At 73.8% G+C, this 20925-nt stretch carries 17 protein-coding genes; 6 read left to right on the top strand and 11 right to left on the bottom strand.

Going from position 1 to position 20925, the window contains the following annotated elements:
* Nucleotides 1-77: 77 nt before the first annotated feature.
* From ACZ5CW_RS25915 to ACZ5CW_RS25935, 5 genes are all read right to left on the bottom strand, one after another.
* On the bottom strand, nt 78-203 hold the full coding sequence (locus ACZ5CW_RS25915; protein ID WP_356942887.1) for a hypothetical protein: 126 nt from the start codon (nt 201-203) through the stop codon (nt 78-80).
* 58 nt (nt 204-261) lie between these two features.
* Entirely contained in the window at nt 262-2076 is a 1815-nt protein-coding gene (locus tag ACZ5CW_RS25920) for a S9 family peptidase (protein ID WP_468605291.1), read from the bottom strand.
* Nucleotides 2073-3359: an MFS transporter gene (locus ACZ5CW_RS25925; protein ID WP_468605293.1), complete on the bottom strand. Its 1287-nt coding sequence runs from the start codon at nt 3357-3359 to the stop codon at nt 2073-2075. Before ACZ5CW_RS25925 ends, ACZ5CW_RS25920 begins: the two co-directional genes overlap by 4 nt.
* Before the next feature lie 1050 nt (nt 3360-4409).
* On the bottom strand, nt 4410-5654 hold the full coding sequence (locus tag ACZ5CW_RS25930; protein ID WP_468605295.1) for an LmeA family phospholipid-binding protein: 1245 nt from the start codon (nt 5652-5654) through the stop codon (nt 4410-4412).
* Nucleotides 5655-5773: 119 nt separating this feature from the next.
* Nucleotides 5774-7291 carry an MFS transporter gene (locus tag ACZ5CW_RS25935; RefSeq protein ID WP_468605297.1) on the bottom strand — a complete coding sequence of 506 codons (1518 nt, stop codon included), beginning with the start codon at nt 7289-7291 and terminating at the stop codon, nt 5774-5776.
* 255 nt (nt 7292-7546) lie between these two features.
* On the opposite strand from ACZ5CW_RS25935, the gene ACZ5CW_RS25940 reads away from it, so the two are divergent.
* Both ACZ5CW_RS25940 and ACZ5CW_RS25945 read left to right on the top strand, forming a co-directional pair.
* Nucleotides 7547-9043: an MFS transporter gene (locus ACZ5CW_RS25940; RefSeq protein ID WP_468605299.1), complete on the top strand. Its 1497-nt coding sequence runs from the start codon at nt 7547-7549 to the stop codon at nt 9041-9043.
* A gap of 58 nt (nt 9044-9101) precedes the next feature.
* Nucleotides 9102-9743: a PepSY domain-containing protein gene (locus ACZ5CW_RS25945; protein WP_468605301.1), complete on the top strand. Its 642-nt coding sequence runs from the start codon at nt 9102-9104 to the stop codon at nt 9741-9743.
* 118 nt (nt 9744-9861) lie between these two features.
* On the opposite strand, the gene snpA is transcribed toward ACZ5CW_RS25945, so the two are convergent.
* Entirely contained in the window at nt 9862-10551 is a 690-nt protein-coding gene (gene snpA / locus ACZ5CW_RS25950; RefSeq protein ID WP_468605303.1) for a snapalysin, read from the bottom strand.
* A 183-nt stretch (nt 10552-10734) separates the two neighbouring features.
* On the opposite strand from snpA, the gene ACZ5CW_RS25955 reads away from it, so the two are divergent.
* Together ACZ5CW_RS25955 and ACZ5CW_RS25960 are read left to right on the top strand one after the other, a co-directional pair.
* The gene (locus ACZ5CW_RS25955; RefSeq protein WP_468605305.1) at nt 10735-11847 is read left to right on the top strand and encodes a LysR family transcriptional regulator; all 1113 of its coding nucleotides are present in this window, start codon (nt 10735-10737) and stop codon (nt 11845-11847) included.
* A gap of 96 nt (nt 11848-11943) precedes the next feature.
* A complete protein-coding gene (locus ACZ5CW_RS25960) occupies nt 11944-12372 on the top strand; it encodes a hypothetical protein (protein ID WP_468605307.1) in 429 nt (142 codons plus the stop codon).
* 40 nt (nt 12373-12412) lie between these two features.
* Here ACZ5CW_RS25960 and ACZ5CW_RS25965 read toward each other — a convergent pair whose 3' ends face one another.
* Nucleotides 12413-13114 carry a TetR/AcrR family transcriptional regulator gene (locus tag ACZ5CW_RS25965; protein ID WP_468605309.1) on the bottom strand — a complete coding sequence of 234 codons (702 nt, stop codon included), beginning with the start codon at nt 13112-13114 and terminating at the stop codon, nt 12413-12415.
* Between the two features lie 126 nt (nt 13115-13240).
* Here ACZ5CW_RS25965 and ACZ5CW_RS25970 point away from each other — a divergent pair, with 126 nt between their 5' ends.
* Nucleotides 13241-14464 carry a saccharopine dehydrogenase family protein gene (locus ACZ5CW_RS25970; RefSeq protein WP_468605311.1) on the top strand — a complete coding sequence of 408 codons (1224 nt, stop codon included), beginning with the start codon at nt 13241-13243 and terminating at the stop codon, nt 14462-14464.
* 44 nt (nt 14465-14508) lie between these two features.
* On the opposite strand, the gene ACZ5CW_RS25975 is transcribed toward ACZ5CW_RS25970, so the two are convergent.
* The 4 genes from ACZ5CW_RS25975 to ACZ5CW_RS25990 are packed head-to-tail and all read right to left on the bottom strand — an operon-like array spanning nt 14509 to nt 19443.
* The gene (locus ACZ5CW_RS25975; RefSeq protein ID WP_468605313.1) at nt 14509-15525 is read right to left on the bottom strand and encodes a DUF5914 domain-containing protein; all 1017 of its coding nucleotides are present in this window, start codon (nt 15523-15525) and stop codon (nt 14509-14511) included.
* Nucleotides 15522-16547: a phytoene/squalene synthase family protein gene (locus tag ACZ5CW_RS25980; protein WP_468605315.1), complete on the bottom strand. Its 1026-nt coding sequence runs from the start codon at nt 16545-16547 to the stop codon at nt 15522-15524. The genes ACZ5CW_RS25975 and ACZ5CW_RS25980 overlap by 4 nt, the downstream gene beginning before the upstream one ends.
* Nucleotides 16544-18085 (bottom strand): phytoene desaturase family protein, encoded by a 1542-nt coding sequence (crtI, locus tag ACZ5CW_RS25985; protein WP_468605317.1) that lies wholly within the window; start codon nt 18083-18085, stop codon nt 16544-16546. The genes ACZ5CW_RS25980 and crtI overlap by 4 nt, the downstream gene beginning before the upstream one ends.
* Nucleotides 18082-19443, bottom strand: a complete 1362-nt coding sequence (locus ACZ5CW_RS25990) for a polyprenyl synthetase family protein (protein WP_468605319.1) — start codon at nt 19441-19443, stop codon at nt 18082-18084. The genes crtI and ACZ5CW_RS25990 overlap by 4 nt, the downstream gene beginning before the upstream one ends.
* 242 nt (nt 19444-19685) lie before the next feature.
* Here ACZ5CW_RS25990 and ACZ5CW_RS25995 point away from each other — a divergent pair, with 242 nt between their 5' ends.
* Entirely contained in the window at nt 19686-20900 is a 1215-nt protein-coding gene (locus ACZ5CW_RS25995) for a lycopene cyclase family protein (RefSeq protein ID WP_468605587.1), read from the top strand.
* Nucleotides 20901-20925: the final 25 nt, after the last annotated feature.

A 20925-nucleotide genomic window follows, 5' to 3' on the forward strand; every position in this document is an offset into this window, starting at 1 on the left:
GGGGGAGAAGGAAAGAGGGGGGGGGGGGAACCCGCCCACGACCGACCAAAAAACACCCCCCCCCCCCGGACCGTGCGTCACTCCTCGTTGTCGTCGCCCTCGTCGGCGTTGCGGAACGGGACGGTGATGGTGATCCCGATGCCCGGCTTGCGGTTCTCCTCGTCGCCCGCGAGCGGGTCGTTGTGGATGATGTCCTTCTGCACGGTGCTTCTCCTTCTGTGAGTGGTGTGAGTGCTGTGCACACCCGGTCCCGCTGTGGCCTCAGCGGGACCGGGGCCCTCCGGTCGGTGCCGGAGGACGTCCAGGGGCGCGGGACGCCGGTTCCGGCAGCCGCGCGCGCAGAAAGGTCAGGGACCGGCGCAGAACGGCGACGTGCGCCGCGCCGTCGTAGCCGTCATGGCCGGTGTCGAGCCACATGGCCTCGTGCGGTACGCCCGCGGCCGTCAGCGCGTCGAGATACGTACGGATCTGCCCGGGCGGGCATTTGGTGTCCCGGGTCGCGCCGACGACGAGCAGCGGAGCCGTGACCGAGGACGCGTAGGTGAGGGGCGAACTGTCCGCGTAACGCCCGGGAACCTCCTGCGGGGTGCCGCCGAACATCCGGATGTCCAGGGCCCGCAGCGCCGGCGTGGTCGCCCGGTGCGCGGCAGCCCAGTCGGCGACGGGTTTGACGGCGATGCCCGCCTGCCACAGCCCGGGCCGGCAGCCGAGGGCGAGCAGCACCAGGTACCCGCCCCAGGACACCCCCCACAGGGCGGTGGCGTCCCCGGCGATCAGCCCCCGGGACACGAGGTCGGCTCGGACCGCGCCCAGATCCTCCACCTGGGTGTGCCCCACCCCCGCGGGGAAGGCACGCCGCCAGCGCGGCCCGTATCCGGTGGAGCCGCGGTAGTTGACGCGGACGACGGCGTAGCCCGAGGCCACCAGGGAGTGCACCGTGCCGTCGTAGGCGTCCCGGTCGTGGTCGGCCGGGCCGCCGTGGACCAGGAAGACGGCGGGTGGCGGCGCGCTGCCGGCCGGCTCGGGCAGGCTCAGCAGGGTGTGCACCCGTCCCGAGGGCGTGGGCGTCCAGTGGTCGGTGTGCCGGCCGGGAACGACGACCGGGGGGCCGGCCGGCGGCAGGGCGACGCCGTCCGTGGCGCGCAGGACGGGTGGACGGGCGGTGTGGGTCCACAGGTAGTCGACCGCGTCCGCGGCCCTCGGCGCCGCGTCCAGCAGGCTGCCTGTGGGGGTGGGCACCCGGGTCCGCCGCCGCGACCCGAGGTCCACGCGGTGCAGCAGGGAGCGGCCGTGGCGGTCCTGACGCACCAGCACCCTGCGGCTGTCCGGATACCAGCGGGCGGTGATCTCGGTGTCGAACGCGCACCAGTGATGGGTGCGCAGTCCCTCGTCCCGCGTCCAGGTGGCCAGGGCGTACCGGTCGCCGAGGTCCCGCACCAGTAACAACTCGCCGTGCCCGGCCAGGGTGGAGAAACCCTGGCACCACAGTCCGGTGCCGGTCCGCCCGGAGCCGGGCAGGGCGGCGCCGGAACCGGCCAGGGCGGCCACGGTCCGGCCGTCGCGCGCGACGACCGAGACGGCCACCGCGTCGTCGGCCGACGCGGCCAGGGCGATCAGTTCGCCGTCCGCGCTGATGCCGCCCAGCCGGCACGACGAGGACGTGCGCAGCACCTCGTCAGGGGCCTGGCCTCGCCGACCGGCCACCACCACGGTCCGCTGTCCCCGGGCGACGGCCGCGGCGACCGTCCCGTCCGCGGTCACGGCCAGCCCGCGAGACGGGCCGGCCGGCGCGCCGGGCAGTCCCGGCAGCCGCGGGCCGCCGTCGAAGTGCTGGAACCACCAGCGGCCCGCTCCGGCCGCGTCCTCGTCGAACCACCACACGTACCCGTCGGCGTCGATCGCCCGGTGCACGGTGCCCCCGGCGCCGGCGGTCACCTGCCGGACCCGGCCGGTGCCGGCATGCCACGTGAAGACCTCGCAGCGGCCGTCGGCGTCCGCGGTGAAGACCATGCGGCGCCGGTCCGCCGGGCACACGTCCGGCAGGGCGGCGACGAACACCTGGTAGGCAGAACTCATGACCGCTCCTCCGGGGAAGAACCCGCCGAGGGGCCGGTGCGCTCGCGTCCGTCCGCCGGCACGGGCGGCCGCAGCACCGCGGCCGCGGAACGCTGGGTGTGCACCGCGAGCACGGCCAGGACGGCTCCACAGACCAGGGCCGCGGCCCTGCCCCCGCCCCAGTGCACCAGGGCCGCCGCACACGCCGGTGCCATGGCGGCGGTCACCGTGGCGCCGGCGGCCAGGACGGCCCCGGTCCGTGACTGCACCTCCGGCGGGGCGGCGAGCACGGCCGCCGCACCGAGCACGACGGTGACCACGGGCAGCACCGCACACAGCACGGAGAAGCACAGGGCCCACATCCACGCTCCCCCGGCCACCGACAGCGCGGCGCACGGCACCAGCAGCAGCCAGGTGGCCGCCGCCAGCGACCGGTGCGCGCCCAGCCTCCGCACCACCCGCGCCGCCGCCAGCGAACCGGCCAGTCCCGCTGCCCCGGAGGCCGCGAGCACCCCCCCGGTCACCGCGCCGCCCGAGTCGTCACCGAGCACGAACACGGCGGTGTAGAACAGCAGGGCGAGCACCCCGCCGGCCACCGAGGACCACCACAGCACCAGACGCAGCACGGGGGAGCGGACCACCACGACCAGACCGGCCCGCAGCTCGCCCGCGAACAGCCGCCGCCACGTGCCGGCGGGCGACTCGGCCGAACCGCCGGGCGGCCGCGCGGAGACGGCCGGCGCATCGAGGCGACTTCGGATGGCCCGTGTCCCGAGGGCCGCCACGGCGTAGGTGACCGCGTCCACGGCGAACGGCAGGACCCGGCTCACGCCGAACAGGACACCGCCCAACGCCGGTCCCGCCACCAGCGCCGCCTGATCACCGGCCTGCACGCCGGCCACGGCCCGCGGCATGTCCTCCGCGGCCGCCAGCCGGGACAGTGCGCCGCGCGCCGCGGCCTCGTACGCCGTCGCGCACAGACGCTCCGTGAACGCCAGGCCCAGCAGCGCCCACAGCGGCGGACGCCCGAGGCAGCAGACGGCCAGTCCCGCCATCGCCAGTGCTGCCAGCACCGCCGATGCGCTCATGACGGCGCGCCGGTGTCCGCGGTCGGCCGGCACGGCGACCAGCGGCCCCAGCACCACCCCGGCGATCGCGGCGGCACTGGCGAACGCGCCCGCGGTTCCCGGGCCGTGGCCCAGGTCCAGCAGCAGGAGCGGGAAGACCAGTCCGGAGGCCTGACTGCCGAGACCGTCGACGGCGTTGACGACCCACAGAACGGCTGTGTCGCGGCGGCTGCCCACGCCGGGCCCGGTTCCCTGCGGGAGGGGAACGGCGACGGGCGAGGGCGGCTCGCCGTCGGCGCGCCACGGTACGCCAGACGCGTCGATGTCCCCCACCCCCTGAAAGCCCGGCGGCCACCGCCGGAGGCGTCCGGCAGAGGCATGCGAAAGCAAATGGCGCACCGGGAACCGACGGCCATGTGTGGAAAATGTGTGCGAAGTGCGAAAGTGAGCCGGAGCCTAATCACCGCGACACCACGGGAACAAGGGCCCTGAAGTCCCCTCCGGTCCCTCCGCGATGCCCAAGATGGCCGACAGTCGACTGGCCGCACAGGGCGACCGGTCGCCCCGCGCCGGCACCGCGACGACCGCGCCCACGACCTGCCGCGGAGGGACGCGGGACTTCGCGATAGCGCACAACGACGATGTGCAGGGCCCCCGGCCGGCCCTGCCGCCGGCCCGCTCGCCGACAAAGGCCGCATGCCTGCACGAGGCTCGGCGGACCACCACGGATGGCCGAAGGGACTCGCATCCGGGCGTTGCGGTACGAAACGAAGGCGCTCGCCCGCGCGGCGCCGATCCGTCTCGCGGATCCGGTCGCCACGCCGGCGATCCGTACAGCGGCAGGCCCGGCGACGGCAGCGAGGCCTGTTCCACTTTGGCCGACAACACGCCCCCTCGGCGCCCCGTTGACAACCCGGCGTTCCGCCACCGGTGGGGCCCGAGGGACAGGGGGGACAGTCCCGGTGGAGCAGGGGAGCCGCAGCGCACGGCGCTGCGGCTCCATGGCTCCGTGGCGGACCGGCCGACGGCCGGCCCCGAACGCGTCGCTCAGCGGCTGCGGATGGCGGTGGTGGCAAGGAATCCGGTCGCTGCGGCGGTGACGAGAGCGCACAGGGCGAGAACGGTGCTACGGCGCATGGGCGGAGCCTTTCTGCTGGTGATGGATCGGCGTCCTGGACAACGGCGCCAGGGCCGCCTTCGGCTCGCACCTGTCGGAAATGCAACCCGCATGGACGCGGCCTGCGGTCTCCGCGGGCGGCGGCCGGCCACGCGGGACGAGGCGCGGCCTCAGCGTCCCAGGAGCAGCCCCGTTCCCCTGACGTCGGCGTGGATGCCGTCCCTGCCCACCGTCACGCGCTGCAGACGCAGGGCACCCGCGGGCGGCTTCGGAAGCCGGAAGGAGAAGGAGAAGCGGTCGGCGATCTGCGGGCGGGTGAGCTTGGTCAGCGCGCCGAGGAGGGACAGGTCGAGACCCAGCCGCTCGAGAAGTCTGGGGTGGGCGAGCGCCGCGTCCACGAGGTTCACGCGGGTCAGGCCGTGCAGAAAGCGCGGTGCGCCGGTGAGCCGGTGGAGCCTGTCCTCGTCGTGCAGGGCGGCGCGCACCGCGGTGTCCGGCACGCCCAGGCGGCGCACGATCTCCGGGACGCCGAGCAACGCCCTGATCTTCCCGGCCTCGCGGGTGAGCCGGCGCGCCGAGGCGCGGGTCAGGTGAAGACCCTCGGCGGGTCCGGTGCCGGGCCGGTACGTCGCGAGGTCGCCGATGTCGAGCCGTATGCCGTCCACGGAGGTGGCGATGCCGCGTTCCCCGTCGCGCCGGATGCGGACGCCGGCCCGCACGCGCACATCGCGGCCCGCGACACGCAGGGAGCCGAGAGCCCGGACCCGGTCCGGTCCATGGGCGGTGAAGGCGACCTGTGAGGCGCCCAGTTCGCGGTTCATGTCGGCGAAGGACAGCAGGACCTGACCGCGCACCTGGTGGACGAGCGCGCCGCGCACCGCGGTGGGTCCGTCGCCGTCGATGCGTACGCCGCGTGCGGTGGCGGTGACCTGGGTGAGGGTGACCCGGTGGGCCGGAACGTCCGGGACGGTGACGCGGACCGAGTCCAGGCGCCGTGAGGCCAGCTGGGTGAGGAACGGGAAGCCGTCGATCCGTACCTCGGGGGCGGCGGCGAGGCGCAGTTGGTCCTTGAGCCGCTCGGAGGCCTTGCGCTCGGCGTAGAGCAACGCCCAGCGGTCGGCGAGGGCGACGAGGCAGACGAGAGTGAGCACCCAGGCCAGGGACCTCACCACGAGGGGCAGGCCGGTGGCGCGGTTGCGGCGTCGGCTGCCACGCCTGTGGTTGGGCGGCGCCCAGGGCTCCTCGTCGTCGTCCTCCCGCGGGGCCGGTGGGCCGTCGGCGGTGAGGAAGTCGTCCAGCGGGGGGTCTGCCAGTGAGGCCAGTTCTGCGTAGGGGTCAGGGGCGGAGGGAACCCGTTCGCCGGGAGGCCCGTCGGACGGAGAGGGGTGATGCGTCGATGTGTGGGGGGTACGCATCGGTAGATTTGATCATATAGTCCCACTCGGCCCGCAAGTCTTACCTGAAGTAAGGCGTGAAACAGGCCACTTCACGGCCTCTGCCTCGATGCGGCGTGCGGCGGATCCGGCAGCGCCGGTCAGCTCTGCCGGGCGTGCACCGGGCTGTTGGCGACCTCGTCCGGGCACTTGCGGTGCGGCCGGTGCTTGTGCCGGTCGCGCTGCCAGTCGAACGTCGCGAGGGCCAGCGACGCCAGCATGCCGACGAGAGCGCAGCCCAGCGCGGTGACGAGCGCGCCGCGGTAGTCGTTGCTCCGGCCGAGCACCAGGTAGAAGAGGCCGGGCAGGGCGGCGGTCCCCACCGCGGCGCCGAGCCGCTGCCCGGTCTGCAGGGCGCCGCCCGCCGCCCCCGCCATGCGTACAGGTACCTCCCGCAGCGTCATGGTGATGTTGGGCGAGACGACGAAGCCGCCGCCGACGCCGCCGAGGAACAGGACCGGGGCGGCGATCCACGGAGCCGGACCGAGGGGCGCGAAGCGCAGCAGCAGTGCGGTGCCGCCCAGGCCGGCGATCACGCCCACGAGACCGCACACGGTGAGCAGGCGGCCGAACCGGTCCACCAGCCGGCCGGCGACCACCGCCGCGCACGCCGAGCCCAGCGCGAAGGGGGTCACGGCGAGGCCGGACCGGAGCGGGGAGAAACCGAGGCCCCGCTGGTAGAAGAGGGCGAAGACCAGCCAGACGCCGCTGAAGCCGACGAAGTACAGCGTGCCGACGCCGGCGCCGACCGCGTAGCCGCGCACGGTCGTGAACAGGCGCGGGTCGAGCAGTGGCTGGGCATCACGGGCCACGAGCCGGCGCTGCCACTGGACGAAGAGGGCGAGGACCGCAACGCCGACGAGGAACAGCCACCACACCCGGCCGATGCCCCCGGAGTCCGCCTGGACCAGCGGATACATGAACGCCAGGACACCGAGCCCGAGGAGCAGGACGCCGGGCAGGTCCACGTGCCCCCGGCCGGAGCGCCGGGTACGGGGCAGCAGGCGGCGGCCGAGGAGGACGGCGAGGATGCCGATGGGGACGTTGACGTAGAAGATCCACCGCCAGCCCTGTGCACCGGAGGCCAGGGCGAGGATGGCACCGCCGGTGAGGGGGCCGACGGCGGAGGAGATACCGACGGTCGCCCCGAAGAAGCCGAACGCGCGGCCGCGTTCGGCGCCCCGGAACATCTGCTGGATGAGCGCGGAGTTCTGGGGGGCCATGAAGCCGGCCGCCAGCCCCTGGGCGAGCCGGGCCAGCACCAGCAGCGTGATGTCGGGGGCCGCCCCGCAGGCCGCGCTGAAGACCACGAAGCCGCTGAGGGCCAGCAGGAAGATGCGGCGCCGGTCCAGGGCGTCACCGAGGCGCCCGGCGGTGACGAGGGCGAGGGCGAAGGCGAGGGCGTAGCCGGACACCACCCACTGCACCTGCGCGGGGGAGGCGTGCAGATCCCGCTGGACGGTGGGCAGGGCGACCGCCACGATCGTCACGTCCAGCAGGCTCATGAAGCCGGCCACCAAGGTCACCCACAAGGCCCGCCACCGCTGCGGGTCGGGCTCGTACCCGGCCTCCTGGCCGCCCGGGCTCCGGTCGCCTGCCGCTGACGCCGACGCAGTCACTTGGGCTCCTCTCAGCAGGGCGGCACCCGGGCGGAACAAGTTCCCCCATCAGGGCATGGGCACACCCCCAGCCTGCGACCGCAGCGCTCCGAGGGAAAGCCCGGCCGCTCCGCGCCCCGCCCCTCGCCTTCACCGCAACGGCTTGGTCGTCACCCTCGGTAGCCGCCCCTGCGCCGACGGAAGACATCCGTTTGAGCGGGAGAGAAGTGCGCAGACGTTCTTCCTGTCCATGCGACCGACGAAAGGAACACCGTCATGGCGGCGACCGGCAACGACGAGTCGGTGGACCCCGCCGCGGTCAGCCGTCACCGAGGGCTCTTCCGCGCGATCGCGAGGCGACGCGACCCGAAGCTGCGCCGCAGCGACATCACCGTGACCGACGAGGCGGCGGTCAAGCGGGCCACCAAGGCCGCCGCGCTCGGCAACGCGATGGAGTGGTACGACTTCGGCATCTACAGCTATCTCGCCTCGACTCTGGGGAAGGTCTTCTTCCCCTCGGGGAGCGACACCGCCCAACTGCTCAGTTCCTTCGCGACCTTCGCGGTGGCCTTCCTGGTCCGCCCCGTCGGTGGAATGGTCTTCGGGCCGCTCGGCGACAAGATCGGCCGCAAGCGCATCCTCTCCCTCACCATGGTCCTGATGGCGGTGGGCACCTTCGCCATCGGCCTCATCCCCTCCCATGCGGCCGTCGGCCTCTGGGCCCCGGTCCTGCTGATCTTCTTCCGGCTGGTGCAGGGCTTCTCGACCGGCGGGGAGTACGGGGGTGCCTCGACCTTCATCGCGGAGTACGCGCCCGACAAGCGGCGTGGCTTCTTCGGCAGCTTCCTGGAGTCCGGCACGCTCGCCGGGTATGTCGGAGCCTCCGGCCTCGTCGTCCTCCTCACGAGCGTCCTGAGCGAGGACCAGATGCTGCACTGGGGCTGGCGCATCCCCTTCCTGGCCGCCGCCCCGCTGGGCTTCATCGGCCTCTACCTGCGGCTCAGGCTGGACGAGACACCCGCCTTCCGGAAACTCGAGGGCGGCCGGGCCGGGGCGAGCGAGGCCGCCGACGCCGCGGAGACCTCGGCCACCGCCGACCTCGGCAAGATCTTCACCCGGTACTGGCGGCCACTGCTGCTGTGCCTCGCGCTCGTCGCGGCGTACAACATCACCGACTACATGCTGCTCTCGTACATGCCGACCTACCTGTCCGACGAACTCGGCTACGGGACCAACCGCGGGCTGCTGATCCTGCTCATCGTGATGGTCCTCCAGATGTGCGTCATCAACCAGGTCGGACGGCTCTCGGACCGCTTCGGGCGCAAGCCGCTGCTGATGACGGGGATGCTCGGCTTCCTCCTCCTCTCCGTGCCGTCCTTCCTCCTCATCCGGCAGGGCGACACCGTCCTCATCACCCTGGGCCTGCTCCTGATGGGGCTCTCGCTCGTGGCCATGCTCGGCACGATGTCGGCGGCACTGCCGGCGATCTTCCCCACCCGGGTCCGCTACGGCTCCCTCTCGGTCGCCTACAACCTCTCGACCTCGCTCTTCGGCGGCACGACCCCCCTGGTGGTCACCGCTCTGATCAGTGCCTTCGGCAGCAATCTCATGCCGGCCTACTACGCCACGGCCGCTGCGGCCGTCGGTGTCGCCGCGGTGCTGTGCATGAGGGAAACCGCCAACAAACCCCTGGCCGGCTCCCCGCCCTCCGTCGAGACGGAGGAAGAGGCCGCCGAACTCGTCCGAGTGGCCGGGCGAGGGGGCTCCGCCTAACGTGGCCCCTATGGTGACGAACAGCGATGTTTTGACTCCACAGCGTCAACGTCCGCCTGTGTCGCGCGGCATCGGTCTGGTGTGTGCGGCGGCCGCCGCGGGAGCCCTGATCACGGGCTGCGGCACGGACGACGAGGGAGCCGCGCGGGCCGGTGCCGTCGAGGCCGCCCAGGTCGCTACGGCGGCGTCCTCCGCCCCGGCGAGCGGCGGCACCCTCACCGAGGACCAGGCCGAACGGAAGGCCCTCCTCGCGAAGGCCAAGGTCGACTACGACGACGCGCTGCGCGCCGCGGTGGCGACGGTGGCGAAATCGGAGCCGGTCTCGATCGAACTCAAGGGACCGGACGACAGCCCCGGCTGGGAGGCCGAGGTGGCCACGGCCGACGGGACCGCCCACACCGTGCGCGTCGACGCGGTCACCGGCAAGGCCGGCCAGGCACAGGCCAAGGACCAGGACGCCGACGACAAGAGCGAGCTGGCGGACCGGTTGCGCAAGGCCACCGTGACCGCTCAACAGGCCGCGCAGACCGCCACGGACAAGACCAAGGGCACGGTGACCTCCGTGGAACTCGACGACTCCGACGGGGGCACACAGGTGTGGTCCGTCGACGTCGTGACGACCGGCGACTGGAACAAGACCACCTACGACATCGACGCGGCCGACCGCAAGATCGTCCGGGAGCACGTCGACACGGACTGACCGGCGTACGGGTCGTCGGGCACACGACAGCGGTACGGACCGCGGATCGGCGCCGCGGTCCGTACCGGAGGGAGACGGGCCGGGTCGTGGGGAGGCCGGCCCGCCTCGTGACAACGGGTCAGCCCGTCTTGTTCACCCCCGCGAGGGCCTTGGCGAGGCCGTTGGCCCAGAGCTGGTTGACCCGGGCGCGCTCGGTGGAGTTCGGGTACCGGTTGGTGCAGGACGTGCCGGGGCCGCCGCCCGACATCAGTTCGCTGCACGGGCCGCTGTAGTGGTCGGGCAGGCCCAGCACGTGGCCGGTCTCGTGGGCGGTGACGCGGATCGAGTCGTACTGCTGGTTCTGCGCGTAGTCCAGGAAGATGTAGCCGCGGCCGTGGCCGTTGGTCGAGGCGTAGGACCCGCGCGAGTCGTTGCCCTCGTAGTAGGTGAAGTCGGCGCTGCCCGACGTCGCCTGCAGCTTGACGTTCGACACGGAGCTGTTCCAGATGGAGGCGGAGCTCGATATCTGGGAGCGGAAGCTCGGGGCCTGGGAGGCGTTGTAGTAGACGGTCACCACTTTCAGGGTCGGCTGGTCGGCCTGCCGCTTCGCGACCGACTTCAGCACGGCGTCGAAGAACGCCTTGTTGCCGGCGTTCTCGGTCGGGCCGACGTAGCCGGCGGTGGCGGCGTGGGCCGGTGCGGCGGGGGCGCTCTGGGCGCTCGCCGGGCTCGCGGTGCCGAGCGCGGCGGAGGCCAGACCGAGGCCGAGCGCGAGGGCCAGGAGTCTCCTGGAGTTCTTCGGCCTGGTGGTCATGCGGAACGAAGCCATGTGGGGGGCTCCTACTCGTCCTGTGGGGTTGAACGATCGATTGCCAGTGAGTCTCAGGCAGGCCAACGGGGCTGCGGATGATGGCAATCGGGGATAGCGCGGGGCTATCGGCGGCCGACTCGTCCACTTTCGTTGGAACTTGAACATCTGGTGCGCGCCCTCGTGCCGCCCTACGCTCCCCCCATGGAGCTCGAGGTGAGGCACCTGCGCGTTCTCTGCGCCATCGCCGACACCGGCAGTCTGCACAAAGCGGCCCGGGAACTCGGCATGGCCCAGCCCTCGTTGAGCACTCAGCTGCGGCGCATCGAGAACGCGCTCGGTGCGCAGCTCTTCGTGCGCGCCCGCACCGGCTGCCGCCCCACCCCGCTGGGCTTGGTGGTCCTGAGCCGGGCCCGGCCGCTGGTGGCGGAGTTCGCGGCGATCGTCACCGAGGCCAGGGCGGCGGCCGCCCGTGCCGCCGACGGGTTCCAGCTGCGCATCGGGGCCACGGCGAGCCGGGCCATCCCGGGCTGGTTGCGCCGGCTGCGGTCCAGGGCGCCGCGGATCGAACCGACGCTGCAGATGAACGTGTCCGCCAACGCGCTGCTGGGCATGGTCGCCGCGGGCCGGCTCGACATGGCCTTCGTGCACGAGGTCGAGGGCAGTCCGCTGCGCATCCCGCCGGGTCTGTGCCTGCGCGTGCTCGTCGAGCGTGAACCGCAGTTCGTCACGCTGGCCGCGGACCATCCGGCGGCGTCACGGCGGCAGGTGAGGCTGGGTGACCTGGCGGGTGACCGCTGGATGGTCGACTCCACGGTCGACGGCGAGTGGGACGCGCTGTGCCGGGTGCTGCGGGCCGCGGGCCTGGAGCCGGAGATACTGCACGGCGACTACCTCACCGCGTACTCGCTGGCCGCCATCGGCGAGGTGGTCACGGTCAGTCAGCCCACCGCCCATCCCCGTCCCGACCTCGCGATCCGCCCCCTGGAGGGCGACCCGATAGGCGTACGCCTCCTGCTGGCGGCCCGCTCGGAGGCCGAACTGGACGCCGTCTACCCGGAGTTGGAGGAGGCCTACGGGGCAGTGGTCCGTGAGGCGCCGGCCTACCTGGAGTGGCTGGAGCGTGCGCGCCGGCCCGTCGCGCCGCCGGCCGCGGGCATGTGGGGTACGCCGGGTACGCCGGACGCGTGCCGGAACGTTCACGCCGGGCCGCTGCTCTGGAAACGGCCGGCCGCGGTCGGCCGGCGGACCGCCGTGGGGCCGCCGTCCGGCGCCGCACCGCGCGGCGGCGTGAGCGCACCGAGCACTCCCGGCTGACGCCGAGCACGCGTGCATCGGCCACTTTCGGCTGACGTCGGACACGGTCCGGGGACCGGCACGTTTGCCCCGACAGGGGCGGGCAACGCGAAACCCATGAGCGAATCGAACAACGACACGAGCCGGAAGTCCGCACCCGAGCAGGAGACCGCGCCGAACGCCCGGCGGGCGGCGGACAAGGCGACGGCACCTGCAGGCCGCGCGGCCGAGAAGGCCGCGGCGACCACCGATGACGGGCTGTCAGCCGCGAAGAAGGGCGCGGAGCGGGCGGCCGGGGCGACGAGCGCGGCCGTCCACACGGCGGGCCGCGGCGTCGAGTCCGGGCGCCGGGCGCTGATCACTGCGTCGGGCCAGGTCGCCACCACGGCGAGGACGGCCTGGGCGGTGGTCGCCCACCGCAAGCTGGTCGCCGCCGGCGTGGGCGCGGGCCTCACGGCACTGACCGCCGCGTCCTACGCGGTGGGACGACGAGCCGAACGTCACACGCAAGGGCCCCTCACCCGCCTCACCGGGGGCCGTATGTGACGCTGATCGTCACGCGGCCGGATCCTCCGGTGGGCCCGGGTCAGGTGCCGATCAGCTGTGCGGCGGCACTGTCCAGCAGCGTGTCCAGGACGACCGGGTAGGCGCTGTGCGGCATGCGGGCGGCCAGCAGCCGGGCGGTCGCGGCGATGTTCGGGTAGGACTCCGACGGGAGGCGGGCGTACGTGGAGGTCCACATCTCCTCGTCCGCCGCACGGGTCTCGTCCGCCAGGGCGAGCGCCCCGGCGTCCAGCGCGGCGAACGCCAGGCTCAGGTCGATGAAGGCGTGGTACAGGCGGACGGCGGCGGCGTCCGGGAAGCCGGCTGAACGCAGGATGCCGAGGATCGTCTCGTCGACCGCGATCTCCCGGGGCCGGCCGGTGACCCGGCTCGCGGTCAGGGCCGCGGCCTGCGGGTGGGCCAGATACGAGGAATGGATGGCGAGCCCCAGGGCCCGCAGGTCGGCCCGCCAGTCGCCGGTGGCGGACCAGCTGTCCAGCGCCCGCCCCATCAGCTCCTCACCGATGGCCCGGACCAGCCCGTCCATGCCGGCGAAGTAGCGGTAGAGAGTGCTCGGGTCGGCGCCGAGGGCGGCGCCCAGCCGGCGCGCGGTCAGGCCGGCACTGCCGTGCTCCCGCAGGACCCGCAGCGCGGTGTGCACGATGAGCGTCTCGGACAGCACGGTGCCCCGCTGGGTCGGCCGGCGCCTGCGTCGCGCCGACTCGGACACCACCTGCTTGGCCATGCGCACCACCCTCCTCGCCGACACGACGGCGACCCTTATGCCAACACGGTTGACTTTACATGGCGGCGTCCCGTTGCATCAGGGCATCCCCGGGGGCCTGAGCGTCCCCGAAGAAAGGTGTCTGACATGCGAGTACTCCTGGTGGGCGCGGGCGGCGTCGGAACCGCCGTCACACGGATCGCGGCTCGTCGCGGCTTCCTGACCCACATGGTCGTGGCCGACTACGACCTGGCCCGGGCCGAGGCGGCCGTCGCCGCGTTGCGAACGGACGGGGACCGGTTCAGCGCACGGCGCCTGGACGCGTCCGACGAGGACGGCGTGCGCCGGCTGCTCACCGAGGAGCGCTGCGACGTCCTGCTCAACGCGACCGACCCGCGGTTCGTGATGCCCCTGTTCCGCGCGGCACTGGCGGCGGGCGCGCACTACCTGGACATGGCGATGTCCCTGTCCGTCCCGCACGCCGAGCGCCCCTACACGGAGTGCGGCGTGAAGCTCGGCGACGGCCAGTTCGACCTGGCCGGCCGCTGGGCGGACTCGGGCCGCCTGGCCCTGGTCGGCATGGGAGTGGAACCCGGCCTGTCCGACGTCTTCGCCCGGTACGCCGCCGACGAACTCTTCGACGAGATCGAGGAGATCGGCGTCCGCGACGGAGCGAACCTGACCGTGGAGGGCCACGGCTTCGCCCCGTCCTTCAGTATCTGGACCACCATCGAGGAGTGCCTGAACCCTCCCGTGGTCTACGAGAAGGACCGTGGCTGGTTCACCACCGCCCCGTTCAGCGAACCGGAGGTCTTCGACTTCCCCGAGGGCATCGGCCCCGTCGAGTGCGTGAACGTGGAGCACGAGGAGGTGCTGCTGATCCCCCGCTGGGTGGACGCGCGCCGGGTGACGTTCAAGTACGGCTTGGGCGACGACTTCATCGCGAGGCTGAAGACCCTGCACGAGCTGGGCCTGGACGCCACGGCGAAGGTCACCGTCCCGGGTGAGGACGGGCCCGTGCGGGTGTCCCCGCATGATGTGGTCGCCGCCTGCCTGCCCGACCCGGCCACGCTGGGCGATCGCATGACCGGCAAGACGTGTGCGGGCACCTGGGTCAAGGGCACGAAGAACGGCGCACCGCGTGAGGTGTACCTCTACCACGTGGTCGACAACCAGTGGTCGATGCGCGAGTACGGCTCCCAGGCCGTGGTCTGGCAGACCGCGGTCAACCCGGTCGTCGCGCTCGAACTCCTCGCCACGGGCGTCTGGTCGGGCCAGGGCGTCCTCGGCCCCGAGGCCCTTCCGCCCCGCCCGTTCCTCGACCTGCTCACCGAGTACGGCTCTCCCTGGGGCCTGCGCGAACAGGGCTGATCACCGGCCGACACGAGGAGGCCGCAGCCGCGCACGGCCGGTGATCAGCCGGGGAAGCGGCCCGTGGAGCGCAGTCGCCAGCGTCGTTCGGCATAGGCCAGGTCGTCGCGCCACAGGCGTCCGGCGGCGGCCCGGACCAGCGGGCGCAGGACCGGGGCCGCCCCGCGCGCGACGGCGAAGCCGGGGCGGTCGGAGGCCGCGACGACGGCCTCGACGACCGCCGTGCGCGGCCGGCCCCGCTCGTCCGGGCCCAGCGGGGTCGCGTGCGTCTCGACGACGGAACCCCGGCCCTCGCCCTCGGTGATGCGCATGACGACGGTGCGCGGTCCGGGCGCGGTGAAGACGGCCCGCACCGGGACCACGAGCCGCCCCGCCACCTTGAAGGAGACGTCCACGACGAAGCCGTCGTCCTGCCCCTCACCGGAGGCCCGCGGTGCGTCGACCACCGTCAGGTCGACGAACGAGTACGGGTGGAACCACGCCCCGTGCCAGGGGTCCAGCCGATTGGCCACGACATCCTCGGGCTCACACACGCCCCTCGTGACGTAGACCGCCGACAGGGCCCGGCCGAGGTCGGGACGGCGGGGCACCACAGGCTCGTCCGACGGGGACTCGCCGCCGGCCTCGTCGAGCCGCACCCACAGCAGCACCCCGTCGTCGTGCACCGGCAGCGGATGCCAGCCGGCGAACGAGGCGCCGTTCAGAGCCAGCCCGTGCCACGGGCAGACGAGGGTGCCGCAGCGGACGGGGCCGTCCCGCAACGGAGCGCCCAGATGCGGACAGATCCCCGGCCCGGCCACCGGGCGGCCGTCGGCGGCCCGCCAGACGACCAGCTCCCGCCCCGCCACGGTCCGCGCCAGCGGACGGTCCTCGCGCAGACCGCGCGTGGCGCCCACGACGTACCAGTTGCCCGACGGACGGGCCTGCGCCCGTTTCAGCGCCGCGGCGATCAGCGCCGGCCCGGCCTCGCGCCACGTGGGCGGCTGCCTGTCCCAGGGCACAGGATGCCGGCGCAGGGAGAGCGGCAGACGTTTCCGCCTGCCCGGCCGGGCGGGGTTCACGCGGCCTCCCGGTGGACGCCGGGGCGCGGTGACGCCGGGCCGGCGGACGGCGGGCCCGTTCGCGCGGCCTCCCCGCGGCGCGGATCGTCACGGGCGCGCAGCCGCGCCGCGACCACCCGGGCCAGCCCGTCGGCGGCGACCGCGGCGCGCCGGCGACGGGGAACCACGGCCCGGCGGTGCAGCACCGCGTAGCCGTCGCGGGCGACGGCGTCCAGGATGCCGCCGTACAGGACGAACGCGGTACGGATACAGGGCCGGGACACCGGATCCAGCATGCCGAGACCCGGCGCCGCCTCTCGGTAGACGCCCCGGGTCAGAGCTTCGAACTCCCGCAGCGCGGCGACGACGCGGGCGTCGGTCCGGCCCGTGTCCCGGCTCCAGCGCAGCAGGGCGCGGTCGACGCCGTGCGCGTCGAGCAGATCGGCCGGCAGGTACACCCGGCCGCGGTCGAGGTCCTCACCCACGTCCCGCAGGAAGTTGCTCATCTGGAAGGCCACGCCGAGCGCGGCCGCGTGCGGCGCCGCCTCGGCGCGGGGTACCACGGTGCCCAGGACCGGCAGCATCTGCAGCCCGATGACGGCCGCGGAGCCGTGCATGTAGCCCCGCAGGTCGGCGTAGGTCGGGTACTCCGTGGCCACCAGGTCGGCACGCATGGCGGTCATGAAGTCCCGGAAGTGCTCGGGGGAGATGCCGTAGCGGTGAGCGGTGTCGGCGAGCGCGAGCACCACCGGTTCGCGGCTCCGCCCGCCGCGCAGCCCCTCGTCCAGGCTCTCCTGGAGCCCGGCCAGCGCCGCACCCCGCTGGTCGGCTCGGATCCGCGGATCGAGCGAGTCGACGATGTCGTCCGCCCAGCGCGCGAAGCCGTACAGGGCGTGCACGGCGGACCTGCGTTCGACGGGCAGGAGCCGGGTGGCGAGGAAGTACGTCCTGCCGTGGCGGGCGTTGAGGGCGCGGCAGTGGCGATAGGCCTCGCGCAGCGCCGCGTCGGTGATCCCCGCCGCGTCCAGTTCACGGTCGGTCATACGGCGTTCTCCTTCGTGGGGGACTGCGCCCTGCGCGCGCGTGCGGAAGAGGACCGGGGAACGCCGGTGATCCGTGCCGCGGCCAGCTTTCCCGACAGCAGTACGGTCGGCACGCCGACGCCAGGTGTGGTGCCGCAGCCGGCGAGGACGGCGTTCTCGGTGCCGCGGACCAGGTTGCGCGGACGGAACGGGCCGGTCTGGGCGAAGGTGTGCGCGGCCGAGAACGGGGTGCCGGCCGCGTGCCCCTGGGACTGCCAGGTGGCCGGGGTGACGAGGCATTCCCTCTCGATGGCGGCCTCGATGCCGTCGAGGCCGCGCCGCTCCAGTTCCCGCAGCAGCTCGCTGCGGTAGCGCGGCGCGAGATCGGTCCAGGCCCGGACCCCGGGGCCCACCTCGGTGTTGGGGCAGGGCGCGAGGATGTAGTGCAGATGCCGGTCCGGGGGCGCGAGCGCGGGATCGGTGGCCGTGGGGCGCGTGACGAGCAGCGAGGGATCGCTCATCAGACGGCCGGTGCGGGTCAGTTCATCGAAAGTGCGGCGCCACGCGGCACCGAAGAGGATGGTGTGATGGGCCAGTTGGGGCCAGGTACGGTCGGTGCCCGCGTGCAGGACCACCGCGGAGGGGGAGTGGCGCAGCCGCAGCGGGCGCCGTGGCCGGCGGCCGAGCAGGCCGTAGGCGACGGGCAGGTCGGGGGTCAGGACGACGGCGTCACACGGGATCCGCATCCGGTCGGTGACGACCGCCGTGATCCGCTCACCGGAACGTTCCAGACGGGTCACCCGCTGCCCGAACCGCAGTACGGCACCCGCGTCGGCGGCGGCGTCCGCCATGGCCTGCGGCAGCGCGTGCATACCGCCCCGGGGGAAATAGACGCCGGCGACGGTGTCCATGTAGGCGATCACGGCGTACGCCGCCAGTGCCCGGGCGGGAGGCACCCCCGCGTACAGGGCCTGGAAGGAGAACACGCGACGCAGCCGCTCGTCCCGCAGGAAGCTGCCGATCCGGGAGTCCAGAGCGCCGAAGCCGCCGAGGGCTGCCAGGCGCGCCAGGTCGCCATGGAGCAGGCCCAGCGGGGAATCGAAGTTGGCGTCGATGAACCGGCGCATCTGTACCCGGTAGAGCCGCTCCAGCCACGCCCGCAGCCGCCGGTAGCCCGCCGCCTCGGCGGCACCGGCGAACCGCTCCACCTCCGCGGCCATGGCCTCGGCCTCCGTGTGCACGTCGAGCGAACTCCCGTCGGCGAAACGGGCGTGATAGGCGGGGTGCAGCGGGATCAGCTCGACGCGCTCGGACAGACTCTCGCCGACCGCGGCGAACGCCTCGTCGGCGAGGTCCGGCATGGTCAGCACGGTGGGACCGGTGTCCACGCGGTAGCCCGCGAGATCCAGACGCCCGGCACGGCCACCGGGCAGCGGGTCGCGCTCCACGACGGTGACCCGGCGGCCCGCGCCCAGCAGGTGCAGGGCGGCCGACAGCCCGGACAGCCCCGCACCCACGACGACGACGTGATCACTGGGACCTGGCAGGACGCGGCTCATACGCGGATCTCCTCACCGGCGCCGGCGATGCAGGGCATGGCCGCGCCGTGGTCGTCCGGCGCGCCGTCCGGCGCACGTCCCTCCGAGCGGGCGTCCCGGCCGGTCGGCGTGCCACCCGCCGCGACCACGAGCAGCTCGCGCAGGCGGCTCCCGCCCTCCGGCTCCAGCGGGGCACCGTCGAAATGGCGGAGCCCCTGGGTCACCAGCCGCCCGATCCGCGCCTCGACCGTGGCCCGGGCGCCGGTGCGTTCCAGGACCCTGCGCACCTCCTCGAGACCTTCCCGGGTCAGGTCGGCCTTGCCGAGCGACCGGTCGAGCACGGCGAGGGCCGCGCGGTCCCCGGCCGTACGGGCCCTGGCCAGGGCCAGCGCGATCAGGTAGGTCGGCTTGCCCTCGCGGATGTCTCCGCCCGCGGGCCTGCCGGTCGCCCCGGCGTCGGCGAAGACGTCGTCCAGGTCGTCACGCAGCTGGAAGGCCACGCCGATGCGGCGGCCCGCCGAGCACAGCGCGCCCGTCGTGGCGGTGCCCGCCCCCGCCAGTGCCGCGCCCAGCGCCAGGGGCCGCTCGACGGAGTACAGGGCGCTCTTGAGACAGGCGGAGCGCAACGCCCGCGCCGGCGAGTGGTACGCCGTGGTCTGCCCGTGGGCATCGAGGTACTGGCCCGCCACCATTTCCGTGCGCAGGTCGCTCCACAGCCGGCGCACCACGGGCCCGGTGCCCGTCGGCAGAGCCGTCTCGGCCACCAGGTCGTCCGCCCACGCGAGGGCGAGATCCCCGGCGAGGACGGCCGCCGCTTCCCCGAACCGCGCGAGACGGTCGGGCCGGGCGGCGCGGGCGTACTGGGAACGGACGTCCGCGTGCAGGGCGGGCCCGCCCCGGCGCCGCGGCGAACCGTCCATCACGTCGTCCTGGACGAGCGCGCAGGTCTGCAGGAGTTCCAGCGCGGCTCCCAGCCGCAGGGCCGCCGTGGCGGACGCGCCGTCGGCGCCGCCGCAGGCGCGCAGTGCCCACCAGAGCAGTCGCGAGCGGACGCGCTTGCCGCCCCGCCGGGTGAAGTGCGCGACGCGCAGGGCGAGGTCGTCGGCGAAGACCGGGTCCACGCCGCGGGCCCGGTCGACCCGGTCGGCCAGCACCTCCTCCAGCACACGGTCCACAGCCGCGTACACGTCCCGGTCGACGGCGCGCGCCGCACCGACCCCGGCCGGCTCCCTGTCGTGGCCCGCCGCCGCCCGGCCGGCGGGCGGCCCGGTGCGAGGGCCGGACGGACGCACCCGGACGGGTGACCGTGGCAGGCCGGCCGGCCCGGAGGCGGGCGGCGGCCCGGCCGCGTGATCATCCGTCGCCTGGGTGGGGCGCATCGCGGTTCCTCTCCTCGTGATCGCATGTCGCTCCGTTGACAGGACCTTCGCTCCGAAAGCCGCGCGCGGATGCGGCGACGGACCCGAAGCCCGGCGTACGGACGGTGCGGGACATGCCTTCCACGCCCGGCCCCGCCCGCGAGAGCCGCCTGTCGCTTTCGGGTGACCTGCATCCGATCGGGCAGACGAGCGGGAACACCGGCCAAGTGCGCGCCGGCGGGCGCGGGAAGGAGGCAGCCGTCGTGCGGGAGACGGACGTGGCGGTCGTCGGCGCGGGAGCGGCGGGGCTGTCCCTGGCCCACCGGCTGTCGGGGCACCTGCCCGGAAGACGCACGCCTTCGGTGGTCCTCGTGGACGCCCCGCCCGGACCGCTGCGGCCGCCGAGCCGGACGTGGTGCTTCTGGGAGAGCGGTCGCAGCCGTTTCGAAGCCGCCGTCGGCGCGAGCTGGCGGGTCCTGCGGGTGCGCCCGCCGACCGGTGACCCGGTCACGGGGGACATCTCGCCCCTGCGCTACAAGATGATCCGGTCCGACGACTTCGAGGACCTCGTCGCGCGGGATCTGGCGCGCAGCCCGAACGTGCGGCGCCTGGACGCGACCGTCGAGACGGTCGAGGACATCGCCGAAGGAGCCCGGATCGTCCTCCGGACGGCCGACGGCCGGTCGGATCTCCTGCAGGCCCGCTGGGTGTTCGACTCCCGCCCGCTGGGCAGTCTCCCGGCGGCCCGTACGACCCTGCTGCAGCACTTCCACGGCTGGTTCGTGCACACCGCCCGGCCCGTGTTCGACCCCGCGACCGCCGAGCTGATGGACTTCCGCACCCCGCAGCCCCACAACGGCCTGTCGTTCGGCTACGTGCTGCCCACCGGCCGCCACGAGGCCCTGGTCGAGTACACGGAGTTCTCCCCTCGCGTCCTGACGGCGAACGGCTACGAAACGGCCGTACGGCACTACGCCGAGGACGTCCTGCGGCTCGGCGACAGCGAGGTGCTCGCGACCGAGACCGGCGTCATCCCGATGACGGACGGCCCCATGGCGAGACAGGTCGGGCAGTCCGTCTTCCGTATCGGAGCCGCAGGCGGTGCCACCCGCCCGTCGACCGGGTACACCTTCGCCGGGCTTCAGCGCCAGACGCGGGCCGTGGCGGCCGCCCTGCGCCGAGGCCGCCGCCCCGTCCCGCCGCCGGCCCACTCCGCCCGCTCCCGTGCCATGGACGCCGTACTGCTGCGCGCCCTGGCCAGCGGCCGGGTCGACGGCCCGGAACTCTTCTCACGGATGTTCCAGCGCCTGCCCCCGAACCGGGTCCTGCGCTTCCTCGACGGGCACACCCACCTGCTGGAAGACCTCTCCATCGGCTGTCGCACACCGCTCGGACCCATGCTCCGCTCGGCGCTGGAACTGCCCGGCCTGCCCCGCCGCCCCTTCGATCACCCCCGCTCCGCACCCCGCCACCCCTGACGACCACCACCGCCGCTCCTGGAGA

Source organism: Streptomyces sp. NPDC031379, from assembly GCF_055569615.1.